Genomic DNA, 23,051 nt, shown 5'->3' with positions numbered 1-23,051 from the left:
AATAGTTTCATAAACGCCCGATAGTATATATGGAAAGAGAGGTGTGCAATATGATTATTAAAAATGCCAATGTATTTAATGAAAATAATGTTTTTGAGGTTAAGGATATTTATATCAAAGAGGATCTCATCGTGGATCAAAATGCACCGGATGATAAAGTGATTGATGGAACTGGTCTTTATGCTATACCGGGACTTACAGATATACATTTTCACGGCTGCGTAGGCTATGATTTCTGTGATGGAAGCCATGAAGCAATAGAAAGTATGGCAAAATATCAGGCAAAGAATGGTGTAACGACCATTTGCCCTGCTACCATGACTTTAGAAGAAGAAAGATTAATGAAGATTGCTGAAGCTGCGTCCAATTATGAAAATGAGGATGGTGCAATTTTATGCGGTATTAACATGGAAGGTCCTTATCTATCAGTGAAAAAGAAAGGTGCTCAAAATGCAGCATTTATTCGTAAACCGGATATTGACATGTATCGTAAAATGCAAGAAAAATCAGGAAATTTAATAAAACTCGTTGCTATTGCACCAGAAGAAGAAGGAGCAATGGAGTTCATCTCTGAATTAAAAGATGAAGTTATCCTGTCCCTGGCCCATACAACAGCAGATTATGATACTGCTCATGAAGCATTAGAGAAAGGTGCCAGTCATATAACTCATCTATATAATGCAATGCCACCATTCTCTCATAGAGAACCGGGTGTTATTGGAGCTGCCTGTGACATGCCTGACTGTAATGTTGAACTGATCTGTGATGGAATTCATATTCATCCAAGTGTAGTTCGCACTACATTTAAAATGTTTGGTGATGACAGAATCATATTAATTAGTGATAGTATGATGGCTACAGGAATGCCGGATGGAGAATATTCATTAGGTGGTCAGGCAGTGAAAGTAGTAGCAAATAAGGCAACTTTAGTAATAGACGGCGCAATTGCAGGTTCTGCTACAAATCTTATGGACTGTTTAAGAAATGTTGTGAGGAATATGGAAATACCATTGGAAACTGCAGTAAAATGTGCAGCTGTGAATTCAGCGAAAGCTATTGGCATCGATGATAAATATGGCAGTATTACATCTGGCAAGATTGCAAATATCGTATTATTGGATAAGAATTTAGATATTAAATCAGTTATCCTTAAAGGAAAAGAAATATAAAATTAAGGGCGGAGGTTAATGAGTTAATCTCCGCCTCTGATTTTATTCTGTTTTCGAAAAGGAGATTTTCTGATATACTGTATATAATATAAATGGTAGTAGACAATTGCAAAACTCTAAAATTATCTTACAAATTCAGAAAACTTAATAGTTTTGCAATTACCTATATATAAATGGTAGTGGTGTAAGGAGGATAAATATGGGATGTTTAGGAAATCTAATATGGTTTATCTTTGGTGGTTTTGTTATGGGGCTTAGCTGGTTATTAGCCGGAGTATTATGGTGTATTACCATTATTGGAATTCCCATAGGAATGCAGTGCTTCAAATTTGCAAGTTTAGCTTTTTTCCCATTTGGAAAAGAAGTAAGATATGGGGGCGGGGCAGGTTCTTTATTACTTAATATACTATGGATCATCATTACTGGAATTCCATTAGCCATAGAAGCAGCTCTTATTGGGATGATTTTTTGTATTACAATCATCGGTATTCCATTTGGAATGCAATGCTTTAAAATCGCAAAATTAGCTTTAATGCCATTTGGTTCAACGATAGTAAATTAATAAGGATGTTAAAATCTTATAGATGACCGAACGAAAAATCAAAAAATTTAGGTTTAATTTGATGAGAAAATGCAGATAACATGATAATGGAAAGTTATCTGTTATTTTTTTATGCAATTTTGAAACTATTTGGGAAACTCATACGTCTAATAGATATAGAACGGAAAGGAGATGAAATACTTGGTAGGAATGAGAAAAAAAGTGGAGCAAAAGTTCTTATCTAATTATCAGAACTATTACCGCCTGGCATACTCTTATGTAAAAAATGAAAGTGATGCCATGGATATTGTTCAGGAAAGTGCCTATAAGGCCATGAAGGAACATGCTTCATTAAAGAAAGAAGAGTATATTTCTACATGGATTTATCGTATCGTTATCAATACAGCTCTTGATTATATACGAAAAAATAAAAAGGAGATTGTGGGAATCATGGGGGAAGAAAAATCCTATGAAGATACTTATATGAATTTCGATATGATGGATTTACTGAATAATTTGGAGGAAGATGACAGGACAATTATTATTCTGCGTTTTTTTGAGGAGGAAAAATTAGAGGATATTGCCAGGATCACAGGAGATAATTTAAATACAGTTAAGACAAAGTTGTATCGATCTTTAAAAAAATTAAAGAGTAATATGGAAGATTTTGAATCTTCAGAGATAGGAAAGGTGTGGTGAAATGAAAAAAAAGACCCAATCTAATTACATAAAGGATATGGAGCAGATAAAAGAAGTAAAATCTTTTAAAGATGCAAAGGAAATGGATGATCTTAAATATATGAATGATATGAAGAAGGAATATAATGACATAATCATACCGGCAGCATTAAAAAATAAAGTGGAAGAATCTATTATGAAAGGGAAAAAGGATAATATGAAAAAAAATACAATTCAAGTTATGAAATCTGGGATAATTACAGCTGCAGCAGCATTGTTGGCAATAGTGATTTTAGCAAATTCAAATCAATCCATTGCACATGCCATGAAGAATATCCCTATTATTGGTGCTATTACAAATGTTGTGACTTTTAGAACTTATAAGGATAAGACAAAGGATTTTGAAGCCAATATTGAAGTCCCTAAAATAGAGACTGATGATAAAGATGAGAATATCAAGAAAGCAGCAGAAGAAGTAAACAAATCGGTGGAAGACTACACTAATATGCTGATTGAACAATATGAGACAGATATGGAAGCAAGTGAAGGGGAAGGGCATTACGCTGTGGATACCTCCTATCAGGTGATCACTGATAATGATAAAATTTTTACCCTGCGAATCGATACTGTGGTTGCAATGGGCGGATCTAACAGTTTCTCAAAATTCTATCACATTGATAAACAATCAGGCAATATTTTTACTTTAAAAGATGTATTTAAAGAAAATACAGACTATATCAAGGTAATCAGTGAAAACATTAAAAAACAGATGAGAGAGCAGATGGCAGCAGATGAATCTATCACTTATTTCTTTGAAAATGAAGAGACAAAAGAATGGAATTTTGAAGAAATTAAGGTTGATCAGAATTTCTATTTTAATAAAAATGAAGAATTGGTAATTGTATTTGATAAATATGAAGTAGCACCGGGATATATGGGAATGGTAGAATTTACGATTCCTGCTGAGGCAATAAAAGATATTATAAATTAATTTATTGAAGATATAATATTAAATATATAAGAAAAGGCACTACTATCTATAAATATAGGTAGAAGTGTCTTTTGGTTTAAAATAGGATTTTATCAATTAATCCATAATTTTTGGCTTGTTCAGCTGTCATATAGTAATCTCTTTCCATATCTTCTTTTATCTTATCGATGTGTTGTCCTGTAAGACTACTATATATTTCATGCAGTTTTCCTTTTGTCTTTTCAAGCCAGTCACTATGAATCTTAATATCTGTGGTTTGACCTTGAAGACCTCCGGATATTGACGGCTGATGAATCAGCACTTCACTATTTTTCAGGGCAAAACGTTTGCCTTTCGTCCCTGATGCCAGCAACAATGAGGCTGCACTTCCCGACTGGCCTACACTAATGGTGGAAACATCACATTTGATATAATTCATTGTATCCATAATGGCAAATCCGTCTGTTACGGAGCCGCCGGGGCTATTAATATAGAAATGAATATCTTTATTCCAGTCAGCAGATTCCAGAAAAAGCATTTGAGCTATGATCAGACTTGCAGATTCATTCGTTACTATCCCATTAAGCATTATTATTCTGTCATTTAATAATCTTGAAAAAATATCATAAGAGCGTTCTCCTTGGGATGTCTGTTCAATTACCATTGGTACAAAATTACTCATATTAACCTCCATGCGCTGTTTAAGCGGCAATATCCAGGACTTTATTGAAACGAATGACAATATTAACATTATTGGATTTGCTGCCTGAATACATCTTCCGGTATTTCCCTGGTGTCAAGCCATAAATCCTCCTAAAAGCTCTTGAAAATGCTTCCTGAGAACCATACTGATATTTCAGGGCAATATTAATAATGGGCTGACTGGTCTGGATAAGTTCTTCCGAGGCTTTTTCCATCCGCAGCTTGTTTATATATTTGGTGACAGATTCGCCTACTATTTTGTGAAAGAGCCTATGATAATAATATTTTGACAAATGAGCCTTTTGAGCAAGATCATCAAGGCTGATCTTATCATCCAAATTTTCTCCAATATACTCAAGAGTATCACACACTTTTGAGTAGTACTCCATATACATTCACCGCCTTTCAAAAAGATATGCTAATTATATACTTAATTTGAAATTAATTCTTGATAATTTTTGCGATAATTGTAATTAATATTAAATATAAGGAATAAGGTATGGTAATTAAGAAAGTGCGTCTAAGACCGTACTTTCTTTGCTATTCTTGATGCATTTGGGATCTAGTGAAGCAGATTAGTAATTTAATTCTAAAAGCATAAGGTATGAATAGATAAACATATATTCTAATATAAATATATTAATTACTTTATTTATTTGAGGCAATCTATGAATATAGAAGAAGAAAAAGCAAAATTAGCAAAGTTTATCAAGACAGGTATTGTTGTATTATCAACGTTCCTCCTTATAGCAGCAGGCATCTATTTAGTACCGAAAGAAATAACGGTAAGTAATTCAAGCAGTGGGAAAGAACTTCCCATTTATTGCGTAAACAGAACGGATAAGAAAGTGTCACTTACCTTTGATGCAGCATGGGGAAATGATGACACCGCAACAATACTGGATATACTAAAAAAACACGATATAAAAGCAACCTTCTTTATGACAGGTGGCTGGATTGAAAAGTATCCGGAAGATGTAAAGGCGATAGCAGATGCTGGCCATGATCTAGGAAATCATAGTGAGAAACATAAGCATATGTCCCAGTTAAGTAAAGAGGAATGTATAGAAGAACTTATGAAACCTCATGAAAAAGTGAAAAAGTTAACTGGTAAAGAAATGAATTTGTTTAGACCACCTTATGGAGATTATAATAATACAGTGATCCGTGCTGCCAGAGAGTCTGGATATGATACAATTCAATGGGATGTTGACAGTCTGGACTGGAAGGATTACGGAGTAGATTCTATCATTAATACAGTGATAAACCACAAACATCTTAGTAATGGTTCGATTATTCTCTGCCATAATGGAGCCAAATATACCAAGGATGCACTTGATACAATGATTACTGGGTTGAAAGAAAAAGGCTATGAAATTGTACCGGTATCAGAACTGGTCTATACAGGAAGTTATTATATGGATAATGAAGGAAGACAATTTAAGAAATAATAATTAAGGGGTATTGCAAACCCAGTGTCATTAAGTTAAGACGTTGAGTATGCAATACCCCTTTTAAAGTCAGTTGATATATTCTGGAAGCAGACAATGATATATCCTGGATATTATCCCTATTAATTTAAACTATCATATAAAGCATTAAGTAAGATCTTATCCGGATCCTGACTTATTTCCCAGATCATCGCTCCGCCCAGATCGTTATTCTTAATGTACGCGGCTTTTAGCTCCATAGATGTCTCATCTTCATAAGTAATAAATGTTGATCCATTAAAGAGATAAGGCACCTTTGATTCTGTATTAAAGTAACGTTTGTAAACAGGATTGTTTAAATAAGTTTTAGCAATATTTCCATAAGTGATAGATGCTCCCCCAGAGAAAGGCTGATATAAACCATTATTCGCGTTATTTACTGATTTATAAATGTATCCATAGAATGGAACGCCCATAATTATTTTCTCTTTTGGAAATTTAGCATTGATCCAGCTATTAACACTAGAATCTACACTGGTTTTATGAAGGGGTGAACTTGTTTTATAATCACCATAAAGTGGAGCATTAAAACCGGTATACTGTTCCCAGGTACCATGAATATCGTAAGTCATAAGATTTGCATAATCTACATATTTACTGACTTTCTCCAGTTCAATATTATTCACGTACCATGAACCTGCAGCACCGGCGAAAGAAAGGAGATAATCTTTTTTATCAATTTTACCTCTGGCATCTAGTTTTTCCCGCAGGGTTTTTAAAAGAAGCGTAAAGTTCTGTTTATCACCAGGTCTTCTGATATTAGATGCTAAGCCGCCGCTCACCGGATATTCCCAATCAATATCAATTCCATCAAAATCGTATTTTATCATAAAAGCAATGCAGCTGTCTGCAAATGCATTTCTTGAGGCTTCCGTAAGAGCTATATCAGAGAAACGTCCGGACCATGACCAGCCGCCAACTGCAATTAATGTTTTTAGGTGAGGATATTTTGTCTTTAGGCTGTTTAATTCTTTCATATTTACAGGGTCTATATCCGGATAACCTAAAGCAATCTTATTATCACTTCCTATATTTGCAAAGGAATAGTTAATATGGGTAAGTTTACTCGCATCAATCTTGTTAGGAGTATATCCTGAATATCTGGACCAGGCAGCATAATAACCAACTACTTTTTTGCCAGATGATGGTGTTGAATCACCGGGAACTGTCACTGATTGCTGTACTACCGTTACCTTACATATTAATTTGGTGTTATCAACATAAGCAGTCAGGTAAGCTGTACCAGGAGCCCAGGCAGTAACTTTGCCTCCAGTCAATCCAATGGTAGCTGCAGATTTATTGCTGGATACATATTTTACATTAGTGTAAGTTCCCGCAACTTTAAGTGTAGTTACTTCACCAACATTAAGTGATAAAGTTTCTGTACTGAGTTTAATTGGTGCCTTTACTGTAACATTGCAAATTAGTTTCTTTCCAGCTCCAGTAGCAGTGAGGGTGGCTTTACCAGGAGCCCAGGCGGTAATTTTTCCTCCAGTTAAACCAACAGTAGCCACAGATTTATTATTTGATACAAACTTGAAGGGACTTTTGGAATTTAAGATTTTCAGATAATTTACATCACCTATATTAAGTGACAGGGATGAGTAATTCAGTTGGATAGAATTTTTTACAGTTACTTTACAAGTTAATTTTTTGCCATTTACAGAAGCGGTAAGAGTAGCAGTACCGGGAGCCCAGGCAGTAATTTTACCACCAGTCAGGCCAACAGTAGCCACAGATTTATTATTAGATAAATATTTGACTTTATTTTTGGTTCCTGATATGGCTAAATATTTCGTTTGCCCTACTTCAAGATTTAAAGTAGTATAATTTATTTTAATAGTTGCCGCTTGTGATCTGAAAATATGATCAGTTGAGAAAAATGATGATAAAACCAGTATAAATATTAGTAGTATGCTGAAAAACTTTTTATAATTCAAATTCGCCCCTCCCCAAACACAAATTTCACTGTTCAACTCTGAATCACTTTAAAGTTATGGTTATCATTTATATTTTTATTATAAATAAAAATATCCATTAATTCATTAGATAATTAATGGATATTGATTGGGGGTCCGATTTCCCCAATAAAGTCGATCTACCAATTTAAAATATTCTGAACAGCCTTCGATTTATAAATTGTAAAACCTATAAAAGCACCTAATATTCTAAGTATAATATCATCTATATCAAATATACCTCTTCTGGTAATTAATTGTACTATTTCGATGATGAATAGTATGATAATCATACAAATGCAATAGACACTTATTTTGTTTGCTTTTTTTATACAGTATGGGAAATAAACACCCATTGGCAGGAATAAAAGTAAATTACCAAATAGATTTGTGAGAGGTATATCCATATTCATGCTGCCATCAAACAATGCCCTGGCATATGTACTTATATTTTTAAATGGGATAACATTTGATGATTGCTTTATATAATCTAATAATATCATACCAGACAGATATCCTCTTGGTTCAAAGAATAATACAAATACCAGTTCAAATAAGTAAAATATAAAACTAATACTTATGGTAATATTAATAAGTCGTTTCATTTTATGCTCGATACCAATGCCAATTATCAGTATGCTTATGCCAACAATAAATAATAACGGTCCGATACCACGAGGTACCAGACGGTAATATAAAACATTAAAAGAGCCCAAAATTATATTCCTCAAAAGAAACCAGGTCCCTGATAGTAAAAATACTAAGCCAGTAATCAATACTATAGATTTTTTTATGATATTCATATTTCAATACGCCCTCCTTTAATGACCATATAGATATCAATACCTGTGAAGATATTGATATTAGTTGAAATCCACTATATCATTATTATAAACTATATAATCTTATAAAACTACCATAATTTTACTTATATAATATAGCTATTCGATGGCAGGTAATGAGTACTCACTATGAATTCCATCAAAAATAAAAAAGCAGCCAAGTCTCTCATTCATGAGGGACTTGGCTGCTTTGTGCGTCATACTTCACTAACCTAAATCAAACCTTATCTGGCTAATTGGGTATCTTCTTTATGTTTTTTCCACATAACCCAAAGAGGTCCTGCAATACAGATAGTAGAATAACATCCACTAATAGAACCAACAGCCATTGGAAGGGCAAAACTTTGGATTGAATCAATACTATTTGCAGTAGCTAAAATATAAACCATGCTCACACTTATTAAAACTGCAAAGTTAGTATTAAGAGACCTTGTAATTGATTGGGAGATGGAAAGGTCTGTAATAGTATCTACGGCAATACCCGGGTGCAGAGTTGTATTTTCACGGATTCTGTCGTAAATTACAATTGTATCATTAACAGAGTAACCAATAATACTTAGTGTTACAGCTACGAAAGAATCTCCAATAGGTATTTTAAATATAACACAAGTGAAGAATACTACCAGTACATCGTGAAACAAAGCAACCAATGCCATGGCACCAGCAGAAAGTCCGCCGATCCTGCTAAAACGAATCCATACATAGACCATTACAAGTGCGGAAGCAAGTACGATTGCAATGACACCTTTTTGTAAGAATTTTTTACCGAAATATGCTTCTACCATGGTGGAATCGGAAAGTTTCAAGTTAGCATCAGGATATTTTTCTTTTAATGCAGTATCAAATTTACTTTGATCTTTTGCATCAATACCAGAATTACCCGCAACATTAATTACTATTTTTTTATCTCCATTAGAAAGATTGGAAGTAAGCTGGGTAGTTACCGGACGGTTTAATATTTCAGTTGCAATATCGGATATTTCATCTGCATTAATTTCACCAGTGTAATCATATTTTAATAATGCACCACCTTTAAACTGAATATCTAAAGTAATGCCATTCATAAATGCGCTAATAACACCAATAATCATGATTGTTATAGATATTCCGAAGAAAATCCAACGTTTTTTGTAAAAATCAATTATACCATTTTTCATAATGTAACCCTCCTTGACCTACAAGTGTAGAATGCAGGTTTACTCAAGGCTTTAAATTCACTTAAAGAACGAATCATTAAACGTGATGCTGTAATACCAGCAACAAAGTTAAAGAAGATACCAGTCAACAGTGAATAAGCAAAAGAAAGCAGTGAACCTGAACCAAATAGCATCAATATGACACCAACAATTAATACTGTGATATTTCCATCAAATACAGAACTAAATGCACCTTTAAATCCTGAAGTGATTGCAGAACGAACACTTTTCCCGGATTTTATTTCTTCGCTGATACGTTCTGAGATAATAACATTTGCATCTACACCCATACCTATGGAAAGAATAACACCTGCGATACCAGTTAGTGTTAAAGTGATCTGTGGGCCGGATAAAGCTAAAATTTGTCCTGAAATCTGGATCAATAGAGAGATACAGGCAACTACCCCCGGTAAACGGTAATATAAAATAAGTAGAACACAGATAATGCCAAAGGCTATCATACCAGCATCTACCATAACATCCATAGCGCCAGAGCCTAAAGAAGGACTGATCGTGGAATGATTTTTGGTTATCATTGAAAAAGGAAGAGAACCAGAATTAATTTTATCAGAGATATCTTTTGCAGTCTCATAATTTGGCATACCGCTGATCTGTGCTTTTCCACCTGGAATATGTTCTGTAACAGTAGCAGACTGGATTAATGTATCATCCATGTAAATATTAATAACTTCACCGATATGTTCCTTTGTGGCGTCACTAAATAACTTGGTTCCCTCGTCATCAAATTGAAGGCCTACAACATATTGATTCGTTTGTGTATTTCTTTCCGGCTGGCTTTTACTTACATGGGAGCCCTCTAATAAAACGTTACCTTCAGCATCTTTAAAGGTAAGTTGAGCAGTTTCACCTAATTCTGCCATGGCATCTTCAGGATTAAAATCTTTTTCATCTGCTTTCCAAGGAAAACGTACAATAATAGATCCATTTTCTTTATCAATAGTAACATCTCTATCTAAAATATTTTGCTGATCAAGACGAGTTTCTATAATGCTGCGTGCCGATTCTAACTCAGCTGCAGTAGCTTTACGGTCAATGCCAGTTGGCTCAAATACAGCATCTACCCCTCCTCGTATATCAATACCATAACGCATTTCTGGTGCTCCAGGAATGGTAAAGTTGGAAGAACCGATTGGAATTGAAACTCCAAAAATTGCACTATAGGTCATTAATAATGCAATTATTAATACAATAAAAAATACAGGTTTTTTATTTTTCATCATCTTATCCTTTCTTATATTTATTATATAATTTATTCAATAACAGGCGGGGCATGTCCACCTAAAGGTATTGCATTAGAAATTGAGGTGTTTTCAAGGTTATTATAAGTAACCATTAGTTTATATACAAACATTTTTACTCTATGATAAGAAAATATATTAGAGTAGTCGGTAATATATAAATTCTTCTGAAAATAAGGGAAACGTTCTTTTACGAAATATGAAATTGTTGATATTTCTTTTTCTGGAAGTATTGCATTCATAGAAAGAAACTCAAGATGAGATGGTTTTGGAAAATTGACCATGGAATTCAAAGGATTTATATTATGATTATCCATAGATATATCAGAAAAATGAAAAATGGATAAATTAAGCATTAAGATATATAGGGCAATTATGATAGATATTATTAAATTTTTATACTGTTTTACGAAAATCATATCTTTCACCCATCCTATAAAATAGTTACAGTTCAGCCATAAGCTCGATTTACCTTTGCTGCATCCTGAACAAAAATATTCACTTTATTAAGTTAACACATTTTTTGATTTTTGCATATATAAATTGCATAAAAATATCTTTTAATTTACTATTTTTGTAATTTATGTATACTTGACCAACAATTTGAGAAAATATATATTATTTTATAAACTGAAAGGTAGAATATATGTTATTAATTAGAAATGGTAAAATTATTACAATGGCTGGTAAAATTTTAGAGAATGGCTGTGTTTTAATAGAAAAAGATAAAATTGTTGCAGTTGATGAAAATATCCATATCTCATTAAGCGAAAACGATAAGGTCATAAATGCAGAGGGTTTATGGGTGATGCCAGGTATCATTGAATCTCATTGCCACATTGGAATTACTGAAGAAAAGAAGGGGACAGAAGGAGATGATTGTAATGAAACTACGAATCCCATTACTCCTTATGTAAGAGCATTAGATGCAATTAATCCCTTAGATCCGGCATTCCATGATGCGATTAAGGCAGGGATTACTTCAGTTATGGTTGGTCCTGGAAGTTCCAATGTTGTGGGAGGACAGTTTGTATTTATGAAAACACATGGCCGGGTCATTGATAATATGACTATATTAGAGCCGGCTGCCATGAAAGTATCTTTTGGTGAAAATCCTAAAAGTTTTTATAAAGAATTAAATATGTCACCGACAACAAGAATGGCGATTGCATCTTTATTACGGGAAGAATTATTTCAAGCGGTAGAATATAAGAAGAAAAGGGATAGGGCAATAGCAGGTGATGAAGAATTTGAGAAGGATTTCAGACTGGAACCCTGGATTCCAGTACTTAATAAACAAATACCACTAAAGGCACATGTACATCGTACAGATGATATCCTCACTGCAATTCGAATTGCAAAAGAATTTGATCTAAGATTAACTCTGGATCACTGTTCGGAAGGTCATATTATTGCAGATGAAATTAAAGAAAGTGGTTTTAGTGCAATACTTGGTCCAGATTTAGCAGCAAGAAATAAAATAGAGATACAAAATGCTGATTTTAAAACATCAGGAGTTTTAAGTAACAAAGGAGTAACGGTAGCTATCACATCAGACCATCCGGTTACATTAATTCAATATTTACCTATTTATGCAGGATTAGCTGCAAAAAAGGGATTGGGAATTGATGAAGGATTAAAGGCAATTACAATAAATGCAGCTAAGATATGTGGAGCAGATGACAGAGTTGGAAGTATTGAAGTTGGAAAGGATGCAGATATCGCTATATTTTCAGGCAACCCAATGGAAGTCTTTACTCATACTGTTTATACTATTATTAATGGAGAAATTATTTATTCTATAGAAGATGAGAATAAGGAAGAAAACAAAGGTAAGGGGAAAAAGAAAAATAAAAAGTAGCACTTTCATTTTTCCTTTATATTTGGAAAAACGAAACGTGCAACATACTTATGAAAGAAGCATTCTCCAACTCCTAAAGCGACAGAAGCTGTTAATGCTGAGTAAAAAGGTATCATTCTATCTTCCAGAATATAATTGAATAAATAGATTATCAATAAAGCAAGACCAATATCAACAATAGTTGCTGTGGTATTATCATATCGGGATAAAATAATTAAATCACCGATAATGTAAGCTAAGATTGTAACTGGAAAAGAAATATATAGAATATCTGTAACTGTTATATTGCTTGTTAATTTCAATATAACTCCAATAATAATGACAACCATCATATATTTTAAAATCAAAGATATCCCATGTTTCATTGACTAACACCTCTTTTTATTATTTTAATACTATTGTTTCGTATATATTTAAGAATATTCACTTAGAAAGAGGATAATTAGCTGAGTTCAACAAAATGTAATATTTTCACAGATGAATTATGCTGAATATTTTTTTGAAGAAAAAATCATAATAATCATGTAACTTAAATCCAACTATTTATCAGGAGGAAATAAATAATCATGAATAATTCCAATTTAAGAAATACTACAAGTACACGTAATGACGTTAATACAAGAAATGATGCAGGCACACGTAACGATGTTAATACAAAAAATGATGCAAATAGCCGTAATGCTAATGGTACTTCTTTTAGAAATGACACAGGTTCTAATAAAAATAACAACAATAGAAATAGATAAATTAAGCTCTGGATCTATCTGTTAAGATTATAATACGATTATCAGTGGAAAGTTTAAGGCTGTCTCAAAGGTTATATACTTTTGGAGAGCCTTAAACTTTTCCCTTTTCAATATTACATATTCTTGTTAGAATGAATTATATTAATAGAAGAAAAAAAGCAGGTGAAAATATGCAGGAGATGAGTGTTTTTGACATTATAGGACCTAATATGATTGGTCCTTCCAGTTCCCATACTGCCGGAGCATTAAAAATTGCTTTGTTAGCAGGAAGATTAATTGATGGCAAAATAATGAAAGCAGAATTTACTCTTTATGGTTCTTTTGCAGAAACATACCAGGGTCATGGAACGGATAAAGCGTTAGTTGCCGGTATATTAGGATTTGGTACAGAAGATACTCGAATTAAATATTCTTTTGAATTTGCAAAAAAGAATGGACTTGAATATAGATTCGTATTGAATAAAACAGAAAAGGATGTACATCCCAATACCGTTGATATCAAATTATATACACAGGATAATGAAATCACTCTGGTTCGTGGTATATCCATTGGTGGCGGTAATTGTAAAGTAGAGAAGATTAATGATATTGAAGTTAGTTTAACAGGGAATTATAATACTATATTAGTAAGGCAAAAGGATACCTTTGGTGTCGTAGCACAAATTACAAAAGTACTAAGTGAAAATCAGATTAATATTGCTTTTATGAGATTATATCGGGAAAATAAAGGCCAGCTTGCTTATACTATTATTGAAGTAGATCAGCCAATACCTAAAGCTATTGCTGGCAAATTGAAAGAACTTCCCAATATTGAAACTGTGAATATTATTTCTATATAATAGGATAAAAATTTGAGAAAGCAGGTAGAAAGAAGGAAATAAATGAATTTTAATAATGGTGAATCTTTAATAAATATATGCAATGAGAAAAATATGACCATTTCAGAAATAATGATTCAAAGAGAGATGGAAGCATCGGAAATGGATCGGAATGATACACTGGCTAAAATGGATAGGTCATACCAAATTATGAAACAAGCTGTCCACACGGCTTTAGAAAATGATCTAAAATCTATGGGAGGGTTAATAGGAGGAGAAGCAAAGCTGTTACAAAATCATAGGATGAATTCAAATACAGCCTGTGGTCCTTTCGTGTCTAAAGCGATCACATACGCTATGGGCGTTCTTGAAGTAAACTCATCTATGGGATTGATCGTTGCTGCCCCTACAGCAGGCTCATCAGGAGTAATTCCCGGAGCTTTTGTTGCTTTGCAGGAAGAGCACGGATATTCCGATGAGGAAATGGTACATGCCCTTTTTCATGCAGGAGCGATTGGCTATATTATTACAAGAAATGCTACTGTTGCAGGAGCAGAAGGGGGCTGTCAGGCAGAAGTAGGCTCTGCATCTGCTATGGCTGCCAGTGCAATTACCCAGTTAATGGGAGGGAATCCGGAACAGTGCTTAAGAGCTGCAGCTTTTGCACTCAGTAATCTCCTTGGGCTGGTATGTGATCCCGTTGCAGGACTCGTGGAATCTCCTTGTCAAAGCAGAAATGCAATCGGTGTATCAAATGCGCTGATATCAGCAGAGATAGCCTTAAGTGGAATCAAATTTTTAATTCCTTTTGATGAAATGGTCGATGCCATGTATCATGTAGGCAGAAGCCTGCCATTTGAATTAAGAGAAAGTGCATTAGGTGGTTGTGCTGCTACTCCAAGTGCCTGTCACTTTTGTAAGGGATGTAAATGATTTGAAAAGAATACCAATAGTTATTGTCAAAATGAGATTATAATGCTATATTGATTCTAAAAGATAAAAATGGAGGCTTTAGATTATGATGATATGGTATTAATTAATGCACCTTTTACAAGAGAAATACGAGATAATGAATATATTTCTAATCTAAAAAATAAACTAAAAGAAAAAGATGTACGGTTGGTAGTAATATGGGTTGAAACTTCTGTGGAAGTATGTAAACAAAGAATGATTGCCAGGAATAATGATAGAGATACGTGGAAGCTGGCAAATTGGGATGAATATATAAAAGGAGTTAATTTTAATATTCCTTCAAATTTAGATGATCCTGATATTATTGACGATTTATTAATATTTAAGAATTCATCAGAAGAAGAATATGAAAAATCTTTAAAATATATAGTTGATATATTGGAAACATCATAAATTCTTTATAAAGGGGGATACTACATGAATAATGTAAAAGTAGTTTATGCAACGAAAACAGGTCATTCCAGAAAGATTGCACAAGCTATAGCACAAAAGTTGAATGTTGAACCAATGAATATTAAAGAAAATCCACAAATAAAAGAGGTTGATTTATTATTTATTGTTGGAGGAATCTATGGGGGACAGAGCTTGCCGGAGCTGATACAATTTGCTGAATCCCTGGATAAAGATAAAGTGGGTAAAGTAGCGTTAATCACTTCCTGTACTTCTAAGAATACCCCACAATCTCTCGTCAGAACTAAATTACTTGAAAAAGGGGTAACAGTAGTTGATGATGAATTCATTTGTCAGGGGAATTTCTTATTCTTTGGTTTAGGGCACCCCAACAAATCTGAAATAAGTAATGCAGTAGAATATTCAAAAAGACTGCTATAAATTAAAAGGGACTTTTACAAAAATATATTTCTGGAACTTAGAAGAACTTTATATTTCTGCAAAAGCCCCTTTTCTTAATATATCAATTATTTTAAACTATCATCAACAGCAAGCTTTGCTTTTTCAAATTTCTCATGGCTTATGTGACAGTAACCGGCTGGATTTTTATCCAGATATTTTTGATGATATTCTTCTGCCGGATAATAATTTTCAAGCCCTAAAACTTCAATTGCAATTGGTTTATCATATTTTTTTTGAAGTTCTTTGATAGAAGTCTCTATTATATCTTTATCATCTGCCTCAACATAATAGATTCCTGTACGATACTGGGAACCTACATCGCCACCCTGGCGGTTGATACTGGTGGGATTGATTACATCATAATATAATTCTAAAATATATCCAAGACTGATTAAATTTGAATCATAGATAACCTTTACAGTTTCAGCGTGCCCTGTATTATTATGACATACTTCTTCATAGGTTGGGTTTTTAGTATTTCCATTAGCATAACCTACTTCTGTTTCAAGAATCCCATTTATATGGGATAAATATTTTTCAGTTCCCCAGAAACATCCGCCGGCTAAATATATTTCTTTCGTAGTTATCATAGACATTTCATCACCTCATCTAATTGAATTTTATATATTTATAATAAGCTTCTTCTAAAAATATTGCAATCAAAGAATCGAAAGATAAAAATATTTAATGATTAATAAATATTCACTCAAATGTAAATTTATTAAAAAACTTATTGCAAAAACATAAAAAGTCCAGTAAAATATATGCAATAACTTAATAACGACAATGGTGTCGATAATCTTGTAATCAATCCAGGAGGCATAGTATGAAGAAAAGAGAAGATATTCAAAAGATTTTAATTATTGGTTCCGGGCCTATTATTATTGGACAAGCCTGTGAATTTGACTACTCTGGTACCCAGGCATGTAAGGCATTGAAAAACCTTGGATATGAAATAGTACTGGTTAATTCAAACCCTGCAACTATCATGACAGATCCTGAGACAGCTGATGTTACTTATATTGAACCATTAAACGTCCAAAGGCTTACACAGATTATAGAGAAAGAAAGACCAGATGCTGTGCTTCCTAACCTTGGAGGACAATCGGGTCTAAATTTATGCTCAGAATTAGATAAAGCAGGTGTTTTACAAAAATACAATGTGAAAGTCATCGGTGTACAGGTAGATGCCATAGAGCGTGGAGAAGACCGTATTGAATTCAAGAAAACTATGAATAGCCTAGGAATTGAGATGGCAAGAAGTGAAGTAGCGTATACAGTAGAAGAAGCGGTCCATATTGCAAATGAATTGGGCTATCCCGTTGTAATTCGTCCTGCTTATACAATGGGGGGCGCAGGCGGTGGACTTGTATATAATATTGAAGAACTAAAGACAGTTGTATCCAGAGGCTTACAGGCTAGTCTGGTGGGGCAGGTTTTAGTAGAAGAATCCATTCTTGGATGGGAAGAATTAGAACTGGAAGTTGTCCGTGATGCAAAAGGTAATATGATCACGGTATGTTTCATAGAGAATATCGACCCTCTGGGAGTCCATACTGGTGACTCTTTCTGCTCGGCTCCAATGCTTACCATATCAAAAACAGTTCAAGACCGCCTTCAAGAACAGGCATATAAGATTGTGGAAGCAATTCAGGTGATTGGAGGAACCAACGTTCAATTTGCTCATGATCCAATCAGTGATCGAATTATAGTAATAGAGATTAACCCAAGGACATCAAGATCCTCAGCACTTGCGTCAAAAGCAACAGGATTCCCGATTGCTTTAATTTCTGCGATGCTTGCAGCAGGTCTTGATTTATCTGATATCCCTTGCGGGAAATATGGAACCTTGGATAAATATATTCCAAATGGAGATTATATTGTGATCAAATTTGCACGCTGGGCATTTGAGAAATTTAAAGGTGCAGAAGATAAATTAGGGACTCAGATGCGCGCAGTCGGAGAAGTGATGAGTATTGGTAAAACATACAAGGAAGCGTTTCAAAAAGCAATACGCAGTCTGGAGATCGGTCGGTATGGATTAGGGTATGCAAAGGATTTTCATTTAAAATCCAAGGAAGAGCTTCTTAGTTTATTGCACAATGCCACAAGTGAACGTCAATTCATTATGTATGAAGCTCTTAGAAAAGGCGCATCTGTAGATGAATTATATGAATTGACAAAGATTAAGCATTATTTTATTGAGCAAATGAAAGAAATGGTGGAAGAAGAGGAAGTATTAAAGGATCACATCGGGACTCTTCCTCCGGTAAAAGATTTAAAAACTGCAAAACTTAATGGATTTTCAGATAAATATTTAAGCCAGATTCTTAAAGTTCCAGAAGAAAAGATAAGAGAAGAAAGAATAAAATATGGAGTGAAACAGGCATGGGAAGGTGTGCATGTGAGCGGAACCAAAGATTTAGCGTATTATTATTCTACTTATCATATTGAAGATAAAAGTCCGGTAAATTCATTCAAACCAAAGATCATGATACTGGGTGGAGGACCTAATCGTATTGGGCAAGGAATCGAATTTGATTACTGCTGTGTTCATGCTGCAAAAGCATTAAGAGAACTTGGGTTTGAAACTGTAATGGTAAATTGTAATCCGGAAACGGTATCTACCGATTCGGATACTTCTGATAAATTATATTTTGAACCATTAACATTAGAAGATGTTTTAAGTATTTATGAGAAAGAAAAACCATTAGGCATAATAGCCCAATTTGGCGGTCAGACTCCCCTTAATCTGGCAAATGATTTAAAAAAGGCGGGAGTAAACATCCTTGGAACAACACCGGAAACAATTGATCTGGCAGAAGACAGGGATAGATTCCGTGAAATCATGGATAAACTTGAAATACCCATGCCAGAGTCAGGTATGGCAGTAAATATAGAAGAAGCACTGGAGATTGCAGATAAGATCGGATATCCTGTTATGGTACGTCCATCCTATGTTCTTGGGGGGCGTGGTATGGAAATCGTACATGATAATACAAGTCTTGAAGTTTATATGAAAGCGGCAGTTGGAGTAACGCCGGACAGACCGATTCTCATTGACCGTTTCCTTCATAATGCTTTGGAATGTGAGGCAGATGCCATAAGTGATGGAAAGAACGCATATGTGCCAGCAGTAATGGAGCATATTGAACTTGCCGGAGTTCATTCCGGGGACTCAGCGTGTATTCTGCCATCCATTCATATTTCTAAAGAAAATTTGGATATTATTAAAGAGTATACAATCAGGATTGCAAAAGAGATGAATGTAATAGGTCTGATGAATATGCAATATGCAATTGAGAATGGAAGGGTTTATGTACTAGAAGCAAATCCAAGAGCATCAAGAACTGTTCCATTGGTATCAAAAGTTTGTAATATTTCAATGGTGAAGCTGGCGACGATGATAATTACAGGCGGCTTAACGAATTTACCTTCCCCGGTACCAGAATTAAAAGATAAATTAATTCCTCATTATGGTGTAAAAGAAGCAGTATTTCCATTTAATATGTTCCAGGAAGTTGATCCATTGCTTGGACCAGAAATGCGTTCCACTGGAGAAGTTCTTGGTATTGCCTCCTCTTTTGGAGAAGCATTTTATAAAGCCCAGGAAGCGACCCAGACCAAACTGCCCACTTCAGGAACTGTTTTGATCAGTGTGAATGACAGAGATAAAACAGAAGTAGTTGAAGTAGCCAAAGCTTTTTATGAATGTGGGTTTAGTATACTTGCAACAGGAGGTACTTATAAGTTAATTACCGCTAATCATATACCAGCGGGCAAGATCAGTAAATTAAATCAGGGGCGTCCGGACATAATGGATGCAATCACTAACCGTGAAATAGATATTATAATTAACACTCCAAGTGATAAAAAGGGTGCAGCGGATGACAGTTATATCAGAAAAGCAGCTATTAAAGGTAAGATTGCTTATATAACAACTATGGCTGCGGCTAAAGCTTCTGCAAATGGAATAAAAGAAGTTAAGAAACAAGGAGCTTTGAAAGTAAAATCAATACAGGAATTCCATAAAGAGATTAAATAAGATTTATGACCTCCTTTCACACACAGATCGAAAGACACAGGATTGATTTGCCATGCCATAAACGTATACTTTTGTTCGCTTCCGGCATATCAAATCAATCCTGTGTCTTTCAAACTGTGCATTAAGTTTACCTTAAATGTTTTTTATATAAGTCAAGTAAAGTATAAACGTTTTTATCAAAATCTATGAGGCCATCCTGTTTCATGCGCTTTAATTCTCTTATCATTGAACTTCTATTTACACATAAATACTCCGATAATTCTTTATGATTTAATGGAGAAGTGATAGTGGGATTTTGCTTCTCAAATGATAATTGCATCAGGTATGTAAGTATTCGTTCCCGAAGTGATTTTTTAGAAAGAATTTCTATTTTATCCATTAAAGATCTACTTTTATATGCAATTAAATTTATGAGATTTTCAATCAATTTTTTGTGACCAGCGCAACTTTTTCTACACATATGGAGGATGTTATCATATTTAATAAATAATAAATCGCAATCAGTAATAGCTCTATAATTTACGGTACAATTTTGGATATGAGGACAGATAAATACTTCTCCAAATAAATTATTATGCTTTATCTCGGTGTAGAAATAACTATTCCCATTATAATCCTCCTTCTCCATAAATATTCTGCCAGTAACAATGATTCCTATAAAATTAATTTTATTTCCGGTATATATGATATACTCATCTTTCCTATAGGTTTTTTTGTAAACTTTCAAACATTGTAATAGTTTTTCTATTTCACTTTTATTAATTCCCTCAAATAAAGGATGTTTTTGTAAGATATCAAGTGTGTCCATAATAATCTCCATAATTCATAGTATTTCTATATAATTTTAGCTCTTTCGTGTTGCTATTGCAACAGTTAGAAATATTTTATTTGTTATAATTATCTATGGTAAAAATAAATTGATGTACAGTTAGGAGTATTGACATGGAATCATTTGAAATATTTAAAAGTTTAGCCATTATTATTATTGCGGCAAAAGGGTTTGGAATATTGGCCAGAAAATTACATGCACCCCAAGTTGTTGGAGAAATCATTGCAGGTTTAATTATTGGACCAACTATATTAGGTCTGGTTAATCAGACTGATTTTATTATACAAATGGCAGAGATAGGGGTAGTTCTGTTAATGTTTCTTGCAGGATTGGAAACAAATTTGAAAGATTTATTAAAAACAGGTCCAATAGCATTTTTAGTTGCATGTATGGGAGTAGCATTACCACTATTGGGTGGTTATTGTTTGTATACTGCTTTCTATGGCTTTTCGCCTATTGGCTCTTTAGAATTTTATAAAGCTGTATTTATTGGTGTTATCATGACAGCCACATCTGTAAGTATAACTGTACAGACATTAAGGGAACTTGGTCATCTTAAAGGACGTGTGGGGACAACAATTTTAAGTGCAGCAATTATAGATGATGTAATTGGGATCATAGTTTTAACTTTTGTGATTGGATTTAAAAATCCATCATCAAATCCAATTCATGTAGTTATAAATACAATATTATTTTTTGCATTCAGTTTTGCGGCAGGAATAATATTTTATTACATATTCAAATATTTAAATTATAAATATCCTCATAAACGCAGAATACCAATTTTTGGTCTGGTACTTTGCTTTCTATTATCTTACTTAGCAGAAAGGTATTTTGGAATTGCAGATATTACCGGCGCGTATATTGCTGGTATTATATTGTGCAGCATCCAGGATTCTGAATATATTGCAGAGAAATTAGATGTGAATTCATATATGATATTTGGTCCTATATTTTTTACAAGTATAGGTCTTAAAACATCAATTGACGATTTTTCTATTTCTCTTTTAATATTTTCCATTGGATTTGTTACCATAGCATTAGTCTCAAAAATCGTAGGTTGTGGATTAATTGGAAAGATATGTGGGTTTAACAATAACGAGGCTTTAAAAATAGGAATTGGAATGATGACAAGAGGTGAAGTGGCACTTATAGTTGCACAAAAAGGATTATCTGTCGGGCTGTTAGAAGAAAGATTTTTTACTCCGGTTATCTTATTAATTATAATTTCATCTATCATTACACCAATTATAATGAAATTATTATATAAAATACGGCCAGAAAATTGTTAGTTAATATCATTGTTAAATATTACTAATTGTCTTATAATAAAAATACCAGATGGTGCACAGATAAAGGAGGTATTTTTATGGAAAGCAGAGAAGTAAAATTTTACGCACCCATGAATAATAAAATAGCCCTAAAAGTCATACCGGGTCATTTTGCTACGAGTTATTCTCATATTAATTACTACATTGATATGACATCAATAAAGACGAGACAGAATGAAGCAGCTGAGGTCGCCAAAACATTGGCACAAAACTTTAATAATGATGTGATTATTGATACCATTGTCTGTATGGATGGGTGTGAAGTGATCGGAGGTTTTCTTGCATGGGAATTATCAAATGCAGGGATTCTTTCAATGAATGATCATAAGACTATTTATATTATCTCTCCTGAGTATAATTCTAATGGACAGATGATTTTCAGAGAAAATAATCAGCCAGCTATCTTAGGAAAACATATTTTATTATTGGTTGCCTCTGTTACAACTGGTTCTACCGTAAGTAAAAGCCTTGAATGTATTCAGTATTATGGGGGAAGAATACAGGGAATTGCTGCTATATTTAGTGTAATTGATAAGATCGATGGTGTTCGTATAGATACCATATTTAAAGAAAAAGATATTCCTGGTTATAAAAATTATAATATTACCGATTGCCCTTTCTGTAAATCAGGACAGAAAGTTGAGGCAATTGTAAATGGGTATGGATATGTGAAATTATAAAATAAGAATTATATAAAATATTAATTAATAATCATAAGTAAAATCAAATATTTATTTAATAAATCATAGTAATTAATTATTATTCTTTTTCGTGTTGACAATGCAGGTTGTC

Annotated in this window: 24 protein-coding genes; 14 read left to right on the top strand and 10 right to left on the bottom strand. The window is 33.6% G+C overall.

Translation table 11 applies throughout. The features are described 5' to 3' along the window. Positions 1 to 50: 50 nt before the first annotated feature. The 4 genes from nagA (at position 51) to EDD66_RS11520 (ending at position 3,379) form a co-directional block, all read left to right on the top strand. The gene (gene nagA, locus EDD66_RS11535; RefSeq protein ID WP_123609736.1) at positions 51 to 1,169 is read left to right on the top strand and encodes an N-acetylglucosamine-6-phosphate deacetylase; all 1,119 of its coding nucleotides are present in this window, start codon (positions 51 to 53) and stop codon (positions 1,167 to 1,169) included. Between the two features lie 199 nt (positions 1,170 to 1,368). Then, complete coding sequence (locus EDD66_RS11530) at positions 1,369 to 1,731, top strand: YccF domain-containing protein (RefSeq protein ID WP_123609735.1); 363 nt, start codon at positions 1,369 to 1,371, stop codon at positions 1,729 to 1,731. A gap of 189 nt (positions 1,732 to 1,920) precedes the next feature. Further along, positions 1,921 to 2,409 carry an RNA polymerase sigma factor gene (locus tag EDD66_RS11525; protein WP_123609787.1) on the top strand — a complete coding sequence of 163 codons (489 nt, stop codon included), beginning with the start codon at positions 1,921 to 1,923 and terminating at the stop codon, positions 2,407 to 2,409. 1 nt (position 2,410) lies between these two features. Then, entirely contained in the window at positions 2,411 to 3,379 is a 969-nt protein-coding gene (locus EDD66_RS11520; protein WP_243115346.1) for an RsiV family protein, read from the top strand. Positions 3,380 to 3,455: 76 nt separating this feature from the next. Here the strand turns inward: EDD66_RS11520 and EDD66_RS11515 are convergent, their stop codons facing one another. Beyond that, complete coding sequence (locus EDD66_RS11515; protein ID WP_123609734.1) at positions 3,456 to 4,052, bottom strand: ATP-dependent Clp protease proteolytic subunit; 597 nt, start codon at positions 4,050 to 4,052, stop codon at positions 3,456 to 3,458. 7 nt (positions 4,053 to 4,059) lie between these two features. After that, complete coding sequence (locus EDD66_RS11510; RefSeq protein ID WP_123609733.1) at positions 4,060 to 4,449, bottom strand: helix-turn-helix transcriptional regulator; 390 nt, start codon at positions 4,447 to 4,449, stop codon at positions 4,060 to 4,062. 279 nt (positions 4,450 to 4,728) lie between these two features. Here EDD66_RS11510 and EDD66_RS11505 point away from each other — a divergent pair, with 279 nt between their 5' ends. Next, complete coding sequence (locus EDD66_RS11505) at positions 4,729 to 5,511, top strand: polysaccharide deacetylase family protein (RefSeq protein ID WP_123609732.1); 783 nt, start codon at positions 4,729 to 4,731, stop codon at positions 5,509 to 5,511. A gap of 122 nt (positions 5,512 to 5,633) precedes the next feature. On the opposite strand, the gene EDD66_RS11500 is transcribed toward EDD66_RS11505, so the two are convergent. The 5 genes from EDD66_RS11500 to EDD66_RS11480 form a co-directional block, all read right to left on the bottom strand. After that, positions 5,634 to 7,490: a glycosyl hydrolase family 18 protein gene (locus EDD66_RS11500; RefSeq protein WP_170164338.1), complete on the bottom strand. Its 1,857-nt coding sequence runs from the start codon at positions 7,488 to 7,490 to the stop codon at positions 5,634 to 5,636. Between the two features lie 158 nt (positions 7,491 to 7,648). Next, a complete protein-coding gene (locus tag EDD66_RS11495; RefSeq protein ID WP_207667780.1) occupies positions 7,649 to 8,311 on the bottom strand; it encodes a VanZ family protein in 663 nt (220 codons plus the stop codon). A gap of 263 nt (positions 8,312 to 8,574) precedes the next feature. Beyond that, entirely contained in the window at positions 8,575 to 9,507 is a 933-nt protein-coding gene (gene secF / locus EDD66_RS11490) for a protein translocase subunit SecF (RefSeq protein WP_123609730.1), read from the bottom strand. Further along, positions 9,504 to 10,784 (bottom strand): protein translocase subunit SecD, encoded by a 1,281-nt coding sequence (secD, locus tag EDD66_RS11485; protein WP_123609729.1) that lies wholly within the window; start codon positions 10,782 to 10,784, stop codon positions 9,504 to 9,506. The genes secF and secD overlap by 4 nt, the downstream gene beginning before the upstream one ends. 32 nt (positions 10,785 to 10,816) lie before the next feature. Continuing rightward, complete coding sequence (locus EDD66_RS11480; protein ID WP_123609728.1) at positions 10,817 to 11,224, bottom strand: hypothetical protein; 408 nt, start codon at positions 11,222 to 11,224, stop codon at positions 10,817 to 10,819. A gap of 227 nt (positions 11,225 to 11,451) precedes the next feature. Between EDD66_RS11480 and EDD66_RS11475 the strand changes: the two genes are divergently transcribed. Then, complete coding sequence (locus EDD66_RS11475) at positions 11,452 to 12,666, top strand: amidohydrolase (RefSeq protein WP_123609727.1); 1,215 nt, start codon at positions 11,452 to 11,454, stop codon at positions 12,664 to 12,666. 5 nt (positions 12,667 to 12,671) lie between these two features. On the opposite strand, the gene EDD66_RS11470 is transcribed toward EDD66_RS11475, so the two are convergent. Continuing rightward, complete coding sequence (locus EDD66_RS11470) at positions 12,672 to 13,031, bottom strand: DUF2512 family protein (protein ID WP_123609726.1); 360 nt, start codon at positions 13,029 to 13,031, stop codon at positions 12,672 to 12,674. 201 nt (positions 13,032 to 13,232) lie between these two features. On the opposite strand from EDD66_RS11470, the gene EDD66_RS11465 reads away from it, so the two are divergent. The 5 genes from EDD66_RS11465 (at position 13,233) to EDD66_RS11445 (ending at position 16,033) form a co-directional block, all read left to right on the top strand. After that, positions 13,233 to 13,412 carry a hypothetical protein gene (locus tag EDD66_RS11465; protein WP_123609725.1) on the top strand — a complete coding sequence of 60 codons (180 nt, stop codon included), beginning with the start codon at positions 13,233 to 13,235 and terminating at the stop codon, positions 13,410 to 13,412. 170 nt (positions 13,413 to 13,582) lie between these two features. Then, on the top strand, positions 13,583 to 14,251 hold the full coding sequence (sdaAB, locus tag EDD66_RS11460) for an L-serine ammonia-lyase, iron-sulfur-dependent subunit beta (RefSeq protein WP_123609724.1): 669 nt from the start codon (positions 13,583 to 13,585) through the stop codon (positions 14,249 to 14,251). 42 nt (positions 14,252 to 14,293) lie between these two features. Further along, a complete protein-coding gene (gene sdaAA / locus EDD66_RS11455) occupies positions 14,294 to 15,163 on the top strand; it encodes an L-serine ammonia-lyase, iron-sulfur-dependent, subunit alpha (RefSeq protein ID WP_123609723.1) in 870 nt (289 codons plus the stop codon). A 69-nt stretch (positions 15,164 to 15,232) separates the two neighbouring features. Then, positions 15,233 to 15,595, top strand: a complete 363-nt coding sequence (locus EDD66_RS11450; RefSeq protein ID WP_123609722.1) for an ATP-binding protein — start codon at positions 15,233 to 15,235, stop codon at positions 15,593 to 15,595. A 24-nt stretch (positions 15,596 to 15,619) separates the two neighbouring features. Beyond that, positions 15,620 to 16,033 (top strand): flavodoxin domain-containing protein, encoded by a 414-nt coding sequence (locus EDD66_RS11445; RefSeq protein ID WP_123609721.1) that lies wholly within the window; start codon positions 15,620 to 15,622, stop codon positions 16,031 to 16,033. An 86-nt stretch (positions 16,034 to 16,119) separates the two neighbouring features. Here EDD66_RS11445 and msrA read toward each other — a convergent pair whose 3' ends face one another. Then, on the bottom strand, positions 16,120 to 16,650 hold the full coding sequence (msrA, locus tag EDD66_RS11440; protein WP_243115344.1) for a peptide-methionine (S)-S-oxide reductase MsrA: 531 nt from the start codon (positions 16,648 to 16,650) through the stop codon (positions 16,120 to 16,122). 230 nt (positions 16,651 to 16,880) lie between these two features. Between msrA and carB the strand changes: the two genes are divergently transcribed. Further along, positions 16,881 to 20,099, top strand: coding sequence for a carbamoyl-phosphate synthase large subunit (gene carB, locus EDD66_RS11435; RefSeq protein ID WP_123609720.1), 3,219 nt, complete (start codon positions 16,881 to 16,883; stop codon positions 20,097 to 20,099). A gap of 127 nt (positions 20,100 to 20,226) precedes the next feature. Here carB and EDD66_RS11430 read toward each other — a convergent pair whose 3' ends face one another. Then, positions 20,227 to 20,907, bottom strand: coding sequence for a Crp/Fnr family transcriptional regulator (locus tag EDD66_RS11430; protein WP_170164337.1), 681 nt, complete (start codon positions 20,905 to 20,907; stop codon positions 20,227 to 20,229). A 134-nt stretch (positions 20,908 to 21,041) separates the two neighbouring features. On the opposite strand from EDD66_RS11430, the gene EDD66_RS11425 reads away from it, so the two are divergent. Both EDD66_RS11425 and EDD66_RS11420 read left to right on the top strand, forming a co-directional pair. Next, a complete protein-coding gene (locus EDD66_RS11425) occupies positions 21,042 to 22,220 on the top strand; it encodes a cation:proton antiporter (protein ID WP_123609718.1) in 1,179 nt (392 codons plus the stop codon). A gap of 77 nt (positions 22,221 to 22,297) precedes the next feature. Continuing rightward, the gene (locus EDD66_RS11420; protein ID WP_123609717.1) at positions 22,298 to 22,939 is read left to right on the top strand and encodes a phosphoribosyltransferase; all 642 of its coding nucleotides are present in this window, start codon (positions 22,298 to 22,300) and stop codon (positions 22,937 to 22,939) included. Positions 22,940 to 23,051: the final 112 nt, after the last annotated feature.

The sequence above is a fragment of the Mobilisporobacter senegalensis genome (genome assembly GCF_003752155.1).
Classification (GTDB): domain Bacteria; phylum Bacillota; class Clostridia; order Lachnospirales; family Lachnospiraceae; genus Mobilisporobacter; species Mobilisporobacter senegalensis.
Note: the sequence above shows the minus strand (reverse complement) of the source record. Positions and strands in the feature narration are given on the sequence as shown.